This is a genomic window from Inquilinus sp. CA228 (genome assembly GCF_052078665.1).
Classification (GTDB): domain Bacteria; phylum Pseudomonadota; class Alphaproteobacteria; order DSM-16000; family Inquilinaceae; genus Inquilinus.
Map to the genome: position 1 here is coordinate 43,125 of NZ_JBQJIK010000013.1, position 13,790 is coordinate 56,914.

At 67.9% G+C, this 13,790-nt stretch carries 12 protein-coding genes; 9 read left to right on the forward strand and 3 right to left on the reverse strand.

All coding sequences use genetic code 11. The features are described from left to right. Positions 1–5: 5 nt before the first annotated feature. Entirely contained in the window at positions 6–2,336 is a 2,331-nt protein-coding gene (locus ACTOWL_RS08435; RefSeq protein ID WP_441320764.1) for a xanthine dehydrogenase family protein molybdopterin-binding subunit, read from the reverse strand. Positions 2,337–2,559: 223 nt separating this feature from the next. Between ACTOWL_RS08435 and secG the strand changes: the two genes are divergently transcribed. The 4 genes from secG to ACTOWL_RS08455 all read left to right on the forward strand — a co-directional run bounded on the left by secG (position 2,560) and on the right by ACTOWL_RS08455 (position 5,692). Beyond that, positions 2,560–2,874, forward strand: a complete 315-nt coding sequence (secG, locus tag ACTOWL_RS08440; RefSeq protein WP_441320765.1) for a preprotein translocase subunit SecG — start codon at positions 2,560–2,562, stop codon at positions 2,872–2,874. A gap of 91 nt (positions 2,875–2,965) precedes the next feature. Continuing rightward, positions 2,966–4,594: a CTP synthase gene (locus ACTOWL_RS08445; protein WP_441320766.1), complete on the forward strand. Its 1,629-nt coding sequence runs from the start codon at positions 2,966–2,968 to the stop codon at positions 4,592–4,594. Between the two features lie 11 nt (positions 4,595–4,605). Continuing rightward, complete coding sequence (gene kdsA / locus ACTOWL_RS08450) at positions 4,606–5,448, forward strand: 3-deoxy-8-phosphooctulonate synthase (RefSeq protein WP_441320767.1); 843 nt, start codon at positions 4,606–4,608, stop codon at positions 5,446–5,448. Between the two features lie 4 nt (positions 5,449–5,452). Beyond that, positions 5,453–5,692 carry a CopG family ribbon-helix-helix protein gene (locus tag ACTOWL_RS08455; protein ID WP_441320768.1) on the forward strand — a complete coding sequence of 80 codons (240 nt, stop codon included), beginning with the start codon at positions 5,453–5,455 and terminating at the stop codon, positions 5,690–5,692. A 154-nt stretch (positions 5,693–5,846) separates the two neighbouring features. On the opposite strand, the gene ACTOWL_RS08460 is transcribed toward ACTOWL_RS08455, so the two are convergent. Next, the gene (locus ACTOWL_RS08460; RefSeq protein ID WP_441320769.1) at positions 5,847–6,554 is read right to left on the reverse strand and encodes a hypothetical protein; all 708 of its coding nucleotides are present in this window, start codon (positions 6,552–6,554) and stop codon (positions 5,847–5,849) included. Positions 6,555–6,700: 146 nt separating this feature from the next. After that, complete coding sequence (locus ACTOWL_RS08465; RefSeq protein ID WP_441320770.1) at positions 6,701–7,936, reverse strand: class I SAM-dependent methyltransferase; 1,236 nt, start codon at positions 7,934–7,936, stop codon at positions 6,701–6,703. Positions 7,937–8,136: 200 nt separating this feature from the next. Between ACTOWL_RS08465 and eno the strand changes: the two genes are divergently transcribed. The 5 genes from eno to ACTOWL_RS08490 all read left to right on the forward strand — a co-directional run bounded on the left by eno (position 8,137) and on the right by ACTOWL_RS08490 (position 13,748). Continuing rightward, positions 8,137–9,417, forward strand: a complete 1,281-nt coding sequence (eno, locus tag ACTOWL_RS08470) for a phosphopyruvate hydratase (protein ID WP_441320771.1) — start codon at positions 8,137–8,139, stop codon at positions 9,415–9,417. 50 nt (positions 9,418–9,467) lie between these two features. Then, the gene (locus ACTOWL_RS08475; RefSeq protein WP_342238504.1) at positions 9,468–9,803 is read left to right on the forward strand and encodes an FtsB family cell division protein; all 336 of its coding nucleotides are present in this window, start codon (positions 9,468–9,470) and stop codon (positions 9,801–9,803) included. Between the two features lie 190 nt (positions 9,804–9,993). Continuing rightward, on the forward strand, positions 9,994–10,971 hold the full coding sequence (gene pdhA / locus ACTOWL_RS08480; RefSeq protein ID WP_441320772.1) for a pyruvate dehydrogenase (acetyl-transferring) E1 component subunit alpha: 978 nt from the start codon (positions 9,994–9,996) through the stop codon (positions 10,969–10,971). A gap of 58 nt (positions 10,972–11,029) precedes the next feature. Continuing rightward, a complete protein-coding gene (locus tag ACTOWL_RS08485) occupies positions 11,030–12,403 on the forward strand; it encodes a pyruvate dehydrogenase complex E1 component subunit beta (RefSeq protein ID WP_441320773.1) in 1,374 nt (457 codons plus the stop codon). Positions 12,404–12,425: 22 nt separating this feature from the next. After that, the gene (locus ACTOWL_RS08490; RefSeq protein ID WP_441320774.1) at positions 12,426–13,748 is read left to right on the forward strand and encodes a pyruvate dehydrogenase complex dihydrolipoamide acetyltransferase; all 1,323 of its coding nucleotides are present in this window, start codon (positions 12,426–12,428) and stop codon (positions 13,746–13,748) included. Positions 13,749–13,790 lie beyond the last annotated feature (42 nt).

Consider the following 13,790-nt stretch of genomic DNA (forward strand, 5'->3'; position numbering starts at 1 on the left):
GGACCCTACTCCGCCGCCTGCCGCTGCTGGCCGCTGTGGATGATTTGCCACAGCTTCTGCGGCGTCGCCGGCATGTCGACATGCTCGACCCCGAGCGGCGACAGCGCGTCGACGATGGCGTTGATGATCGACGGCGGCGCGCCGATAGCCCCGGCCTCGCCCGCCCCCTTCACCCCGAGCGGGTTCGTGGTGCAGGGGATCTCGTTGTACTTGAAGGTGACGAAGGGCAGGTCGACCGCCCGCGGCATGGCGTAGTCCATGAACGAGCCGGACAGCAGCTGGCCGCTGTCATGGTCGAACACGGCGTGCTCCAGCAGCGCCTGGCCGAGCCCCTGGGCGATGCCGCCATGGACCTGGCCGGTCACCATCAGCGGGTTCAGCACCCGGCCGAAATCGTCGACCACGGTGTAGCGCAGGATCTCCAGCGCGCCGGTGTCGCCGTCGATCTCCAGCTCGACGATATGGGCGCCGTTCGGGAAGGTCGCCGAGGGCGGGGTGAAGCTGCCGCGCTCCTCGAACACGATCTCGGTGTCGGCGGCCGACTCGGTCTGGGCGGCGATCTCGGCCAGGGTCAGCGCCCGGTCGGTGCCGACCACGGTGAAGCGGCCGTCGACGAGGGCGATGTCGACCGCCGCCGTCTCCAGCAGGTCCGCGGCCCGCAGCTTGGCCTTGTCCTGGACCTTCAGCGACCCGTCGCGGATCGCGGCGCCGCCGACCGGGATGGAGCGCGAGCCGCCGGTGCCGTTGCCGGTGCGGACCAGGTCGGTGTCGCCCTGGACGATGGTGACCTGGTCGGGCTCGACGCCGAGATGCTCGGCGATGATCTGCTTGTAGGCGGTCTCATGGCCCTGGCCGTTGGTCTGGGTGCCGACATAGACCGTGACCTTGCCGTCGCGGGCGACCCGGACATCGGCGGCCTCGTCCTCGCCGCCGGCGCAGGCCTCGACATAGGTGGCGATGCCGAGCCCGCGATACCTGCCCTTGGCCGCCGAGTCGCGGCGGCGCGACTCGAAGCCGGCGACATCGGCGATCTGCGCCGCCTCCTCGAGGTTGCGGGTGAACTCGCCGCTGTCATAGGTGACGCCGGTGACCGTGGCGTAGGGCATCGCCGAGGGCGGAATGAAGTTGCGCCGCCGCAGCTCGACCGGGTCGATGCCCAGCACCCGCGCCGCGTGGTCGACGATGCGCTCGACATTGAACGCCGCCTCCGGCCGCCCGGCGCCGCGATAGGCGTCGACCGGCTGGGTGTTGGTGAACACGCCGCGCACCCGCTCATAGACGCCCTGCAGCGTGTACAGGCCGTTCAGCATCTGGGCGCCGCCGGCCATGGTCGGGATGAAGGGTGCGAAGTTCGACAGATAGGCGCCCATATTGGCGATCAGGTCGACGCGCAGCGCCAGGAAGCGGGCGTCCTTGTCCACCGCCAGCTCGACCGTGGCGACGTTGTCGCGGCCGTGGTCGTCGCTGATGAAGGCCTCGGTCCGCTCCGACGTCCACTTCACCGGCCGGCCGAATTTGCGCGCGGCGTACAGCGTCGCCGGGTATTCCGGATACATGAACAGCTTCATGCCGAAGCCGCCGCCGACATCGGTGCTGCGGACCAGGAACCGCTCCGGCGGCAGCTTGAAGATGTCGTTCGCCAGCATGTCGCGCAGCATGTGCACGCCCTGGCAGGAAACGTAGAGCACGAAGCGGCCGTCGGTGGCGTCCCAGTCGGCGTTGCAGCAACGCGGCTCCAGCGGCGAGGCGACGACCCGGTTGTTGACCAGGTCAACCTTGACCACCTTGTCAGCCCGCGCGAACAGCGCCTCGACCTTGTCCTTCTTGCCGAACTCCCAGTCGAAGCACAGGTTGGTCGGCGCGGCGTCCCAGATCGCCGGGCCGTCGAGCGTGCCGACGAGATCGGTCGCCGACGGCAGCGAATCATAGTCGATTTCGATCGCCTCGGCGGCGTCCTTGGCCTGCTCGATGGTCTCAGCCACCACCAGCGCCACCGCCTCGCCGACATGGCGGACCCGGCCGCGCGCCAGGATCGGCCGCGGCGGCATCACCTGGTCGGAGCCGTCGCGATTCTTCACCGGGGCGTAGCATTTCAGGTCGCTGATCCCGTCGGCATCGAGATCGGCGATGGTGACGATGCCGATCACGCCCGGCATCGCCGCCGCGGCCGTGGTGTCGATGCCGCGGATCTCGGCATGGGCGAAGGGGGAGCGCAGGAACCAGGCCTGCGCCTGGCCCGGGGCGGAGACATCGTCGGTGTAGCGGCCGCCGCCCTTCAGCAGGCGGGGGTCTTCGCTGCGGCGCATGGGCTGGCCGATGCCGAACTTCGTCGCCACGATGTGCTCCTCCCGGGACCTGAATCGGTTTAGGATCGGCCGTGGCGCCGTGGGCGTCAATGCCATGTCGGACAATAGTGCGCCGGAATGCAGCGCAGGATCATGCGCGGGCGCAGCGAGGGGCTGGTATTGGGGGCTGGTCTTCGCTACATAAGCGCCATCGCCGGCTGCCGGGCGCAGCCGGCCGTTTTCGTTTGTCGACAGGTGTCCAGTGCAGCAGGTCTTGCTCGTCGTCCACGTACTGATTGCCGTGGCCCTGATCGGGGTGATCCTGATCCAGCGCAGCGAGGGCGGTGGCCTGGGCATCGGCGGCGGTGGCGGCGGCGGGCTGGTCTCGATCCGCGGCCAGGCCAACCTGCTGACCCGGGTCACCGCCGGCCTGGCGGGCGCCTTCATGGTGACCAGCATCGTCCTGGCGATCATGGCCGGTGCCCACCGTGCCGGCTCGGCGATCGTCAACGAGGTGCCGGCGGCGCCGGCGCAGAGCGCGCCGGCCAGCACCGCGCCGGCCGGGCCGTCGGTTCCGACGACGGAATAACCCGTCGGCATGACTGTCATGTTCGGGGCGGCCCCGGTTTGGGCCGCCTCGCTGTTTTTGGCTGGACGAATCTGGGGTAGGGTTGAATTCCATGACGCGGTACATCTTCATTACCGGCGGCGTGGTCTCCTCGCTTGGCAAGGGACTGGGCGCAGCAGCACTCGGGGCACTTCTTCAGGCGCGGGGCTTCAAGGTCCGGCTCCGGAAGCTGGACCCCTATCTCAACGTCGACCCGGGCACGATGAGCCCGACCCAGCACGGCGAGGTCTTCGTCACCGATGACGGGGCCGAGACCGACCTGGATCTGGGCCATTACGAGCGCTTCACCGGCGTGTCGGCCCGCAAGAGCGACAACGTCACCACCGGCAAGATCTATTCGGGCGTGATCGCGCGCGAGCGCCGCGGCGACTATCTCGGCGCCACGGTGCAGGTGATCCCGCACATCACCGACGCGATCAAGGAATTCATCCGGTCGGACGTCACCGACGAGGACTTCATCATCTGCGAGGTCGGCGGCACGGTCGGCGACATCGAGAGCCTGCCGTTCCTCGAGGCGATCCGCCAGTTCGGCAACGAGGTCGAGCCGCAGAACGCGCTGTTCCTGCACGTCACGCTGCTGCCCTACATCCCGGCGGCAGGCGAGCTGAAGACCAAGCCGACCCAGCATTCGGTGAAGGAGCTGCTGTCGGTCGGGATCCAGCCGGCGATGCTGCTGTGCCGCGCCGACCGGCCGATCCCGGCCAATGAGCGGCGCAAGATCGCGCTGTTCTGCAACATCCGGCCGGAGCGGGTGATCGCCGCCCTCGACGTCGACACCATCTACAGCGTGCCGATCTCGTACCACGAGGAAGGCTTCGACGATCAGGTCCTGTCCTATTTCGGCCTCGATCAGCCGAAGGCGCCGGACCTGTCGCGCTGGTCCAACATCGTCCAGCGCGTGCGCGCGCCGGAGGGCGAGGTCACGATCGGCGTGGTCGGCAAGTACACCTCGCTGATCGACAGCTACAAGAGCCTGGCCGAGGCCCTGACCCATGGCGGCATCGCCAACAACGTCAAGGTCAAGCTCGACTGGATGGATTCGCAGATCTTCGAATCGGAGGACGCGGTCAGCCATCTCGAGCATGTCCACGGCATCCTGGTGCCGGGCGGCTTCGGTGAGCGCGGGGCCGAGGGCAAGATCCGCGCCGCCCAGTTCGCGCGCGAGCGCAAGGTGCCGTATTTCGGCATCTGCTTCGGCATGCAGATGGCGGTGATCGAGGCGGCGCGCCACATGGCCGGGCTGCCGGCGGCGAATTCGACCGAGTTCGGCCCGACCAACGAGCCCGTGGTCGGCCTGATGACCGAATGGACCCGCGGCAACGCGCTGGAGACCCGCCGCAACGACGGCGACCTCGGCGGCACCATGCGCCTCGGCGCCTATCCGGCCGCCCTTGTGCCCGGCAGCCGGGTGCAGGAGATCTACGGCGCGACCGAGATCAGCGAGCGGCACCGCCACCGCTACGAGGTCAACATCAACTACCGCGAGCGGCTGGAGCAGGCCGGGCTGTTCTTCTCCGGCCTGTCGCCGGACGGCGTGCTGCCGGAGATCGTGGAGCTGCCGGACCATCCCTGGTTCATCGGCGTGCAGTACCATCCGGAGCTGAAGTCGAAGCCGTTCGACCCGCATCCGCTGTTCACCGACTTCATCCGCGCCGCGATCGAGCAGAGCCGGCTCGTCTGAGGACCATGACCATGACCGCTGCCCGTGCCGTCACCGTCGGCAACGTCACTTTCGCCAACGACCGCCCGCTGACCATCATCGCCGGCCCGTGCCAGCTGGAAAGCCGCGAGCACGCGCTGGAGATGAGCCAGGCGCTGGTCGAGATCACCGGCCGGCTCGGCCTCGGCCTGGTCTACAAATCGTCCTTCGACAAGGCGAACCGCACCTCCGGCTCGGCCGCCCGCGGCCTCGGCATGGACAAGAGCCTGCCGATCATGGCCGAGATCCGTGAGAAATTCGGCTGCCCGGTGCTGACCGACATCCACGATCCGGCGCAATGCGCGCCGGTGGCCGAGGCGGTCGACATCCTGCAGATCCCGGCCTTCCTGTGCCGGCAGACCGACCTGCTGCTGGCCGCCGGCGCCACCGGCCGGGCGATCAATGTCAAGAAGGGCCAGTTCCTCGCGCCCTGGGACATGAAGAACGTCGCCGCCAAGATCGCCTCGACCGGTAACGACAAGGTGCTGCTGACCGAGCGCGGCGTCAGCTTCGGCTACAACACCCTGGTCAGCGACATGCGCTCGCTGCCGATCCTGGCGCAGACCGGCTATCCGGTGGTGTTCGACGCCACCCATTCGGTGCAGCAGCCGGGCGGGCAGGGCGCCACCTCGGGCGGCCAGCGCGAATTCGTGCCGGTGCTGGCCCGGGCCGCGGTCTCGATCGGCGTCGCCGCCGTGTTCATCGAGACCCACCAGGACCCGGACCACGCCCCGAGCGACGGCCCCAACATGGTGCCGATCAACAAGCTCGAGGCGCTGCTGACCACCCTGGTCGCCCTCGACCGCATCGCCAAGGCCGACCCGGTCCGGATCTGAGCACATGTCCGTCGTTACCGTGTGCCTCGACGACGACACGGCAAACGCCCTCGACCGGCTGGCCGAGAGACTGGACCGATCGCCGGACGACGTCGCCGCTCAGGCGATCCGGGAATATGTGGTCTTGCAGGCTCGGCAGCGGGCCGAGATCGAGGCGGGTCTTGCGCAGGCCGATGCCGGCGATTTCGCCAGCGACACCGATGTGGCGCGCGTGTTGGCAAAATTCGGTCGTCCGGCTGAATGAGGGCCTGCCGGATCGTCCTGTAGGACGGGTTCGCCTTCGAACCCAACATCCGAAGATCGGTGATTCGCGCTGCATGCGGCGGCCGGTACTCTGAGGCGCTCGGCCCCATCGTGAGCACCAGTTCTGCGCCTCTCATAGGGAGGCGCAGACTCCGCTACTCGTCATAGGGATCGATCAGGTAGCCGGTGGCGACGTCACGACGCTCCTGCCGGATAATCGTCGCGCGCAATTCCCAATCCGGCACATGCCGGTCAAGCCGGATGGAATCGGCCAAGGACACGCCGTGCGCGAGCTGAACGTGGCCAAACCGATCTGATCGGGAAATGACGCCCTCGGCGGCCCGTGACAGGTCGATCACCTCCAGCTTCCAGCTGCTGTCGTCACCCCACACGCATCCGGCGACGAAACCGGTGGTCAGCGACAGCCAGGGGCCGAACGTCCGGTGATAGCCATATTGATCCGCCTCCTGTCCCGAATGCCCTTCTGCATCGGTCTCGAACCACCAGTCTTCCCTCTCTCGACCAGTCGGGTCTTTGCAAACGACTTTCTTGTATCGTGGGACATAGAATTCGACCGGGCAGAAGCCTCCTGGGGCCGGCTCCTCCCCGCCAAGATCGGTACAGTCGGGCAGCTTCATCACTCGGGTGGATGTGTAATCTCGCGAATACAAAGCATACCATTCTGAGCCTAGCTCAAACGGCTCAAATGTTGTTTTGGCCCATCCTGGGTGATTTCGGTTGTATTCGCCGATCTGATCGGGGCCGTCGAAGATCTTGACTAAAGAGGAGCCCCACGATCCGCTTGGATGCGGTTCGAACGTCGCTTCAACTCGAAATCGTCTGCTCTCTATGCCGGCCTTCATAATGCTTGGCTCCATCGGATGATGCGGCTGAGCAGGGCCGGCGAGAGCGTTGGGTTCGCCTCGGCGAACCCAACGCATTTTATGCCACATGATGGATGCTGGGTTCGCGGCCGCGAACCCAGCCTACGAGTGTCGCTTCCCATTCACTACTCCGCCGCCGCGGCCATCGTGGCGTAGCGGCGTTCGGTGTCGGTGATGTAGTCGCGGGTGAGGGGGGCGGCGTCGCGCTTCCGGGCCAGCTGCATCTGGAACACCATGCAGGTGCCCATCCGGAACTCGTTCTCGCAGCCCAGCAGGTAGAACTCCCACATCCGGCAGAAGCGCTCGTCGTAGAGCTTGGCGATGCGCTCACGCTGCTGCTGGAACCGTTCGTTCCAGGCCGCCAGTGTGTCGGCGTAGTGCACCCGCAGGATCTCGATGTCGGTGACCCACAGGCCCTGGCGCTCGACCGCGGCCAGCACCTCCGACAGCGCCGGCACATAGCCGCCCGGGAAGATGTATTTGCGCAGCCATGGCCCGGTGTTGCCCGGCGGGGTCATCCGCCCGATCGAGTGCAGCAGCATGACGCCGTCATCGGCCAGCAGGTCGCGCACCTTGCCGAAATACTCGTCGTAGTAGGCGGCGCCGACATGCTCGAACATGCCGACCGAGACGATCCGGTCGAAGCGCTGGTCGAGCTCGCGGTAGTCGCGCAGCTCGAACTTCACCCGGTTGCCCAGGCCGCGCTGGCGGGCGCGCTCCTCGGCCAGCTTCTGCTGCTCGACCGACAGGGTCACGCCGGTCACCTCGACCGGTGCCAGCTCGGCCAGCGTCATCGCCATGCCGCCCCAGCCGCTGCCGATGTCGAGCACGTTCTTGGCGTCGTCGAGCAGCAGCTTGGCGGCGATGTGCCGCTTCTTGGCGGTCTGGGCGTCCTCGATCGTGCCGACCCCGTCGCCGAAATAGCCGCAGGAATACTGCATGTCGTCGTCGAGGAAGAGCTCGAACAGCTCGCGCGACAGGTCGTAGTGGTGGTGGACGTGCTCCTGCGCCTTGCCGACCGGGTTGTGCTGCTGCAGCCGGCGCAGCCGGCGGCCGACCGAATTCAAGAGCGCCTGCAGCGGATAGCCGTCCAGCGCCTGGAAGTTATGGCCGTACAGGGAGAACAGGTCGCGCAGCGTGGTCCCGTCCTCCAGCGTCAGCGTGCCGTCCATATAGGCTTCGCCGACCGACAGCGCCGGGGCCGTGAACAGCTTGCGCGGCAGTCCGGGGTCGTGCAGGCGGACCGCGGCGAAGGGGCCGGGCTGCTCGCCCGCGAAATCGTGGACGACACCGCCGGCGTCGGTCACCCGCAGGTGCCCCGCCTGCACGAAGCGTGACAGCATATGAGAGAGAAGCCGCATTTCGGTACCCTGAGTTGCGTACTTTTGTCGCGAGGCTACTCCCCAAATTGACGCAGTTTCAACATGGCAGCGCCACAATCGGCGGATGTGAGGTTTGCCCTACGCGCAGAGGTGAAAATCCTTGCATTTTCCGGTCCGCGGCACAGTCTGGCCGCGCCGATTCCCGCCCGACCACTCCTGCGCAAGCGAGAGGCTGCCCTATGACCGCGATCGTCGACATCCACGCCCGCCAGATCCTCGACAGCCGGGGCAACCCGACCGTCGAGGTCGACGTCACCCTCGAATCGGGCGCCTTCGGCCGCGCCGCCGTGCCGTCCGGCGCCTCGACCGGCGCCCATGAGGCGGTCGAGCTGCGCGACGGCGACAAGTCGGTCTATGGCGGCAAGGGCGTGACCAAGGCGGTCGACGCCGTGAACGGCGAGTTGTTCGACGCCCTGGCCGGGCTGGACGCCGAGGACCAGATCGCGCTCGACCGCACCATGATCGAGTTGGACGGCACCCCGAACAAGGGCCGGATCGGCGCCAACGCCATCCTCGGCGTCAGCCTGGCCGTGGCCCGCGCCGCGGCCGAGGATGCCGGCCTGCCGCTGTACCGCTACGTCGGCGGCGCCTATGCCAGCACCCTGCCGGTGCCGCTGATGAACATCATCAATGGCGGCGCCCATGCTGACAACCCGATCGACATCCAGGAGTTCATGATCCTGCCGGTCGGCGCGCCGACCCTGGCCGAGGCGGTGCGCACCGGGTCGGAGGTGTTCCACGCCCTGCGCAAGAAGCTGAAGGATGCCGGCCACAACACCAATGTCGGCGACGAGGGCGGCTTCGCGCCGAATCTCAGCTCGGCCGACGAGGCGCTGAGCTTCATCGTCCAGGCGATCGAGGCCGCCGGCTACAAGCCGGGCGATGACGTGGTGCTGGGGCTCGATGCCGCCTCGACCGAGTTCTACAGGGACGGCCGCTACGCCCTGGAAGGCGAGGGCAAGACCCTCGATAGCGCCGGCCTCGTCGCCTATTACGAGGCGCTGGTGAAGCGCTACCCGATCGTGTCGATCGAGGACGGCATGGCCGAGGACGACTGGGACGGCTGGGCCGCGATCACCAGCGCCCTCGGCGGCCGGGTCCAGCTGGTCGGCGACGACCTGTTCGTGACCAACCCCGAACGCCTGTCCCAGGGCATCGCCCGCGGCATCGGCAACTCGATCCTGGTCAAGGTCAACCAGATCGGCACCCTGACCGAGACCCTGCAGGCGGTGGAGATGGCCCACAAGGCAGGCTACACCGCGGTGATGTCGCACCGCTCGGGCGAGACCGAGGACGCGACCATCGCCGACCTCGCCGTCGCCACCAATTGCGGGCAGATCAAGACCGGCTCGCTCAGCCGCTCCGACCGGCTGGCCAAGTACAACCAGCTGATCCGGATCGAGGAGCAGCTGGGCCGCGCCGCCAGTTATGCCGGCCGGTCGGTGCTGCGCCGGCGCTAGGGCTATCAATTGACGCCGACCCCGACCTATGGTGATCTGAAGCCATGAGCATGTTTCGCTATCTCCGGCGGAAACTGCGGCCGATCATCGGGCCGGTGGTCGGCGTCTGCCTGATCGCCTATTTCAGCTACCATGCGATCCAGGGCGACCACGGCATCTTCGCCCGCGACGCGCTGCAGGGCGAGGTCGCCCAGGCCAAGTCGACGCTGGACGAGCTGACGGCGCAGCGCACGGAGATGGAAAAGCGCGCTGCGCTGATCGACCCGAAGCAGGTCGATCTCGACATGCTGGACGAACGGGCCCGGGCGATGCTGAATGTCGCCAGGCCCGACGACGTCGTCATTTTCTTTCCCAAGACCGCACCGGCCCCGGCGCCGGCCCAGTAAACCCGCGCGTCTGCCTTGCGCCGATGGCGGCGCGGCCGCGGACCTGCTTCTTGCAAATTCCGTCCGTGCGGGGTAGCACTGGGCCAGGCGACAAAACTATGCGCGCCTACTAACCCGATGCTATCCGACCAGGGAGGATCCATTGGCCGCCACGAAACGTCGTCCTGCCCAGGAGAAGACGTCGGGAGCCGTGGCTCCCGTCGCCGCCGGCAAGGACGAGTTGCTGCGCTATTACAAGGATATGCTTTTGATCCGCCGCTTCGAGGAGAAGGCGGGACAGCTGTACGGCATGGGGCTGATCGGCGGCTTCTGCCACCTCTATATCGGCCAGGAGGCCGTGGTGGTCGGCATGCAGGCGGCCCAAACGCCCGCCGACGACGTCATCACCGGCTATCGCGACCACGGCCACATGCTGGCCTGCGGCATGGACCCGCGCGGCGTGATGGCGGAGCTGACCGGACGCCGCGGCGGCTACTCCAAGGGCAAGGGCGGCTCGATGCACATGTTCAGCCGCGAGAAGAAATTCTTCGGCGGCCACGGCATCGTCGGCGCCCAGGTGTCGCTCGGCACCGGTCTCGGCTTCGCCCATCGCTACAAGGAGGATGGCGGCGCCTCGATCACCTATTTCGGCGACGGCGCTTCGAACCAGGGCCAGGTCTATGAGAGCTTCAACATGGCGGCTCTCTGGAAGCTCCCGGTCATCTACGTGATCGAGAACAACAAATACGGCATGGGCACTTCGGTGCAGCGGGCCTCGGCCAATGCCGACCTGCATCTGCGCGGCCAGGCCTACGGCATCCCCGGCGTCCAGGTCGACGGCATGGACGTGCTGTCGGTCAAGGCCGCCGCGGCCGAGGCGCTGGAGCGCGCCCGGGCCGGCGAGGGGCCGACGATCCTCGAGATGATGACCTACCGCTATCGCGGCCACTCCATGTCCGATCCGGCCAAGTACCGGAGCAAGGAGGAGGTGGCGAAGATGCGCGAGACGCACGACCCGATCGATCTGGTGCGCAAGAAGATCGACGCGATCGGCGGCGTCAGCGAGGACGACTTCAAGGCGATCGACAAGGAGATCCGGGGCATCGTCAACGATGCGGCGGAATTCGCGCAGCAGAGCCCGGAGCCCGATCCGTCGGAGCTCTACACCGACGTCCTGATCGAAGCCTGAGTCATCACGCCCCGGCGCGCGCCGCGACGGGCGCCGCCGGCTGCCGGAGAATTCCCCAATGCCCACCGAAATCCTGATGCCGGCGCTGTCGCCGACCATGACCGAGGGCACGCTCGCGAAGTGGCTGAAGCGCGAGGGTGACGCGGTGAAGTCGGGTGACGTGATCGCTGAGATCGAGACCGACAAGGCGACCATGGAGGTCGAGGCGGTCGACGAAGGCACCATCGGCAAGATCCTGGTGCCCGAGGGCACCGAGGCCGTGGCCGTGAACACCCCGATCGCCATCCTGCTCGGCGACGGCGAGAGCGCCGGCGACATCGGCCAGGCCAACGGCAAGGCCGCCCCGGCGGCCGAGGCGCCGAAATCCGAGGCCCGGGCGCCCGCCGCCCCGGCCGCGCCGCCGGCGAGCAAGGCGCCGCCCGCGACCGACGAGGACAAGTACTTCACCAAGACCAGGCGCATCACCGTGCGCGAGGCGCTGCGCGACGCCATGGCCGAGGAGATGCGGCGCGACCCGACCGTGTTCCTGATCGGCGAGGAGGTCGCCGAGTACCAGGGCGCCTACAAGGTCAGCCAGGGCCTGCTCGAGGAGTTCGGCGCCAAGCGGGTGATCGACACCCCGATCACCGAGCACGGCTTCACCGGCCTCGGCGTCGGCGCCGCCTATGCCGGGCTGCGGCCGATCGTCGAGTTCATGACCTTCAACTTCGCCATGCAGGCGATCGACCAGATCATCAATTCGGCGTCGAAGACGCTGTACATGTCCGGCGGCCAGATGGGCAGCCCGATCGTGTTCCGCGGCCCGAACGGCGCGGCGTCGCGCGTCGGCGCCCAGCACAGCCAGGACTATGCCAGCTGGTATGCCCATTGCCCGGGCATGAAGGTGGTGTCGCCCTGGTCGGCGGCGGATGCCAAGGGCCTGCTGAAATCGGCGATCCGCGACCCGAACCCGGTGATCTTCCTCGAGAACGAGATGCTCTACGGCCAGAGCTTCGACGTGCCGGAGGATCCCGAGTTCATCGTCCCGATCGGCCGCGCCAAGATCGTGCGCCCGGGCAAGGACATCACCATCGCCACCTATTCGATCATGGTCGGCAAGGCGCTGGAGGCGGCCGAGACCCTGGCCGCGGAAGGCATCGACGCCGAGGTGATCGACCTGCGCAGCATCCGGCCGCTCGACGTCGAGACCATCGTCAACTCGGTCAAGAAGACCAACCGGCTGGTCTCGGCGGAGGAGAGCTGGCCCTTCGCCGGCATGGGATCGGAGCTGGCGGCGCTGATGATGGAGCATGCCTTCGACTATCTCGACGCCCCGGTCGGGCGCGTCTGCTCGGTCGACGTGCCGCTGCCCTACGCGGCCAATCTCGAGCACCTCGCGCTGCCGCAGGCATCGCACATCGTCGAGGCGGCCAAGGCCGCCTGCTACCGCTAGGCGCCGGACAGGGGAGGGATCGATGACGATCAACATTCTGATGCCGGCGCTGTCGCCCACGATGACCGAGGGCACGCTCGCCACCTGGCACAAGAAGGAAGGCGACAAGGTCAAGTCCGGCGACGTGATCGCCGAGATCGAGACCGACAAGGCGACCATGGAGGTCGAGGCGGTCGACGAAGGCACCATCGGCAAGATCGTGGTGCCGGAAGGCACCGAGAACGTGCCGGTCAACGAGGTCATCGCCATCCTCCTGGAGGAGGGCGAGGATGCCGGCGCGCTGAAGGGCGGCGCGCCTGCCGCGAAGCCCGAGCCCAAGGCGGAGGCTCCGGCCGAGCCGAAGGCGGAAGCGCCGGCGGCGCAGCCCGCCCCGGCCGCCAAGCCGGCGACCAACGGCCATGACGACAGCCGCGTCTTCGCCAGCCCGCTGGCCCGCCGCATGGCGCAGCAGGCCGGGGTCGACCTGGCGGCGCTGAAGGGCAGCGGCCCGCATGGCCGCGTGGTCAAGGCGGACATCGACGCGGCGCTGGCCGGCGGCGCCCCCGCGGCCAAGCCGGCCGCCGCGGCGCCCGAGGCGGTGAAGCCTGCGCCCGCCGCCGCCCCGGCCGCGAAGCCGGCGGCCGCCGGTGGCCCGAACGCCAAGCAGCTCGCCGATGCCTTCGGCATCCCGTACAGCGAGCAGAAGCACAGCAACATGCGCAAGACGGTGGCGCGCCGGCTCCTGGAGTCGAAGCAGACCGTCCCGCATTTCTACCTGACGGTCGACATCGAGCTCGACGCGCTGCTGAAGCTGCGCAAGGAGCTGAACGACCGCGGCGACGTCAAGCTGTCGGTCAACGACCTGATCATCAAGGCGGCGGCGCTGGCGCTGCGCAAGGTCCCGGCGGCCAACGCCTCCTGGACCGACGAGGCGATGATCCAGTATGAGCGGGTCGACGTCTCGGTCGCGGTGGCGACCCCGGGCGGCCTGATCACCCCGATCATCAAGGACGCCGACCGCAAGGGCCTGGGCACGATCTCGGGCGAGATGAAGGACCTGGCGGCCCGCGCCCGCGACGGCAAGCTGAAGCCTGAGGAGTACCAGGGCGGCACCTTCTCGATCTCCAATCTGGGCATGTTCGGGGTCAAGGATTTCGCGGCGATCATCAACCCGCCGCAATCCTGCATCCTGGCGGTCGGCGCCGGCACCCAGCGGCCGGTGGTCAAGGACGGCGCGCTCGCCATCGCCACGGTGATGAGCTGCACGCTGTCGGTCGACCATCGCGCCGTCGACGGCGCGGTCGGGGCCGAGTACCTGGCCGCCTTGCGCGCGCTGGTGGAAGCTCCGCTGAGCATGATGCTTTGACCGGTCGCGGGGGCCGGGCCCGACCCGGCCCCCGACCGGCGA

What these genes read in the sequence shown, in the direction of transcription:
- ACTOWL_RS08445 (WP_441320766.1), top strand. Translation starts at nt 2,966, where the DNA reads ATGACGCGGTACATCTTCATTACCGGCGGCGTGGTCTCCTCGCTTGGC.
- kdsA (WP_441320767.1), top strand. Translation starts at nt 4,606, where the DNA reads ATGACCGCTGCCCGTGCCGTCACCGTCGGCAACGTCACTTTCGCCAAC.
- ACTOWL_RS08455 (WP_441320768.1), top strand. Translation starts at nt 5,453, where the DNA reads ATGTCCGTCGTTACCGTGTGCCTCGACGACGACACGGCAAACGCCCTC.
- ACTOWL_RS08460 (WP_441320769.1), bottom strand. Translation starts at nt 6,554, where the DNA reads ATGAAGGCCGGCATAGAGAGCAGACGATTTCGAGTTGAAGCGACGTTC.
- ACTOWL_RS08465 (WP_441320770.1), bottom strand. Translation starts at nt 7,936, where the DNA reads ATGCGGCTTCTCTCTCATATGCTGTCACGCTTCGTGCAGGCGGGGCAC.
- eno (WP_441320771.1), top strand. Translation starts at nt 8,137, where the DNA reads ATGACCGCGATCGTCGACATCCACGCCCGCCAGATCCTCGACAGCCGG.
- ACTOWL_RS08475 (WP_342238504.1), top strand. Translation starts at nt 9,468, where the DNA reads ATGTTTCGCTATCTCCGGCGGAAACTGCGGCCGATCATCGGGCCGGTG.
- ACTOWL_RS08485 (WP_441320773.1), top strand. Translation starts at nt 11,030, where the DNA reads ATGCCCACCGAAATCCTGATGCCGGCGCTGTCGCCGACCATGACCGAG.
- ACTOWL_RS08490 (WP_441320774.1), top strand. Translation starts at nt 12,426, where the DNA reads ATGACGATCAACATTCTGATGCCGGCGCTGTCGCCCACGATGACCGAG.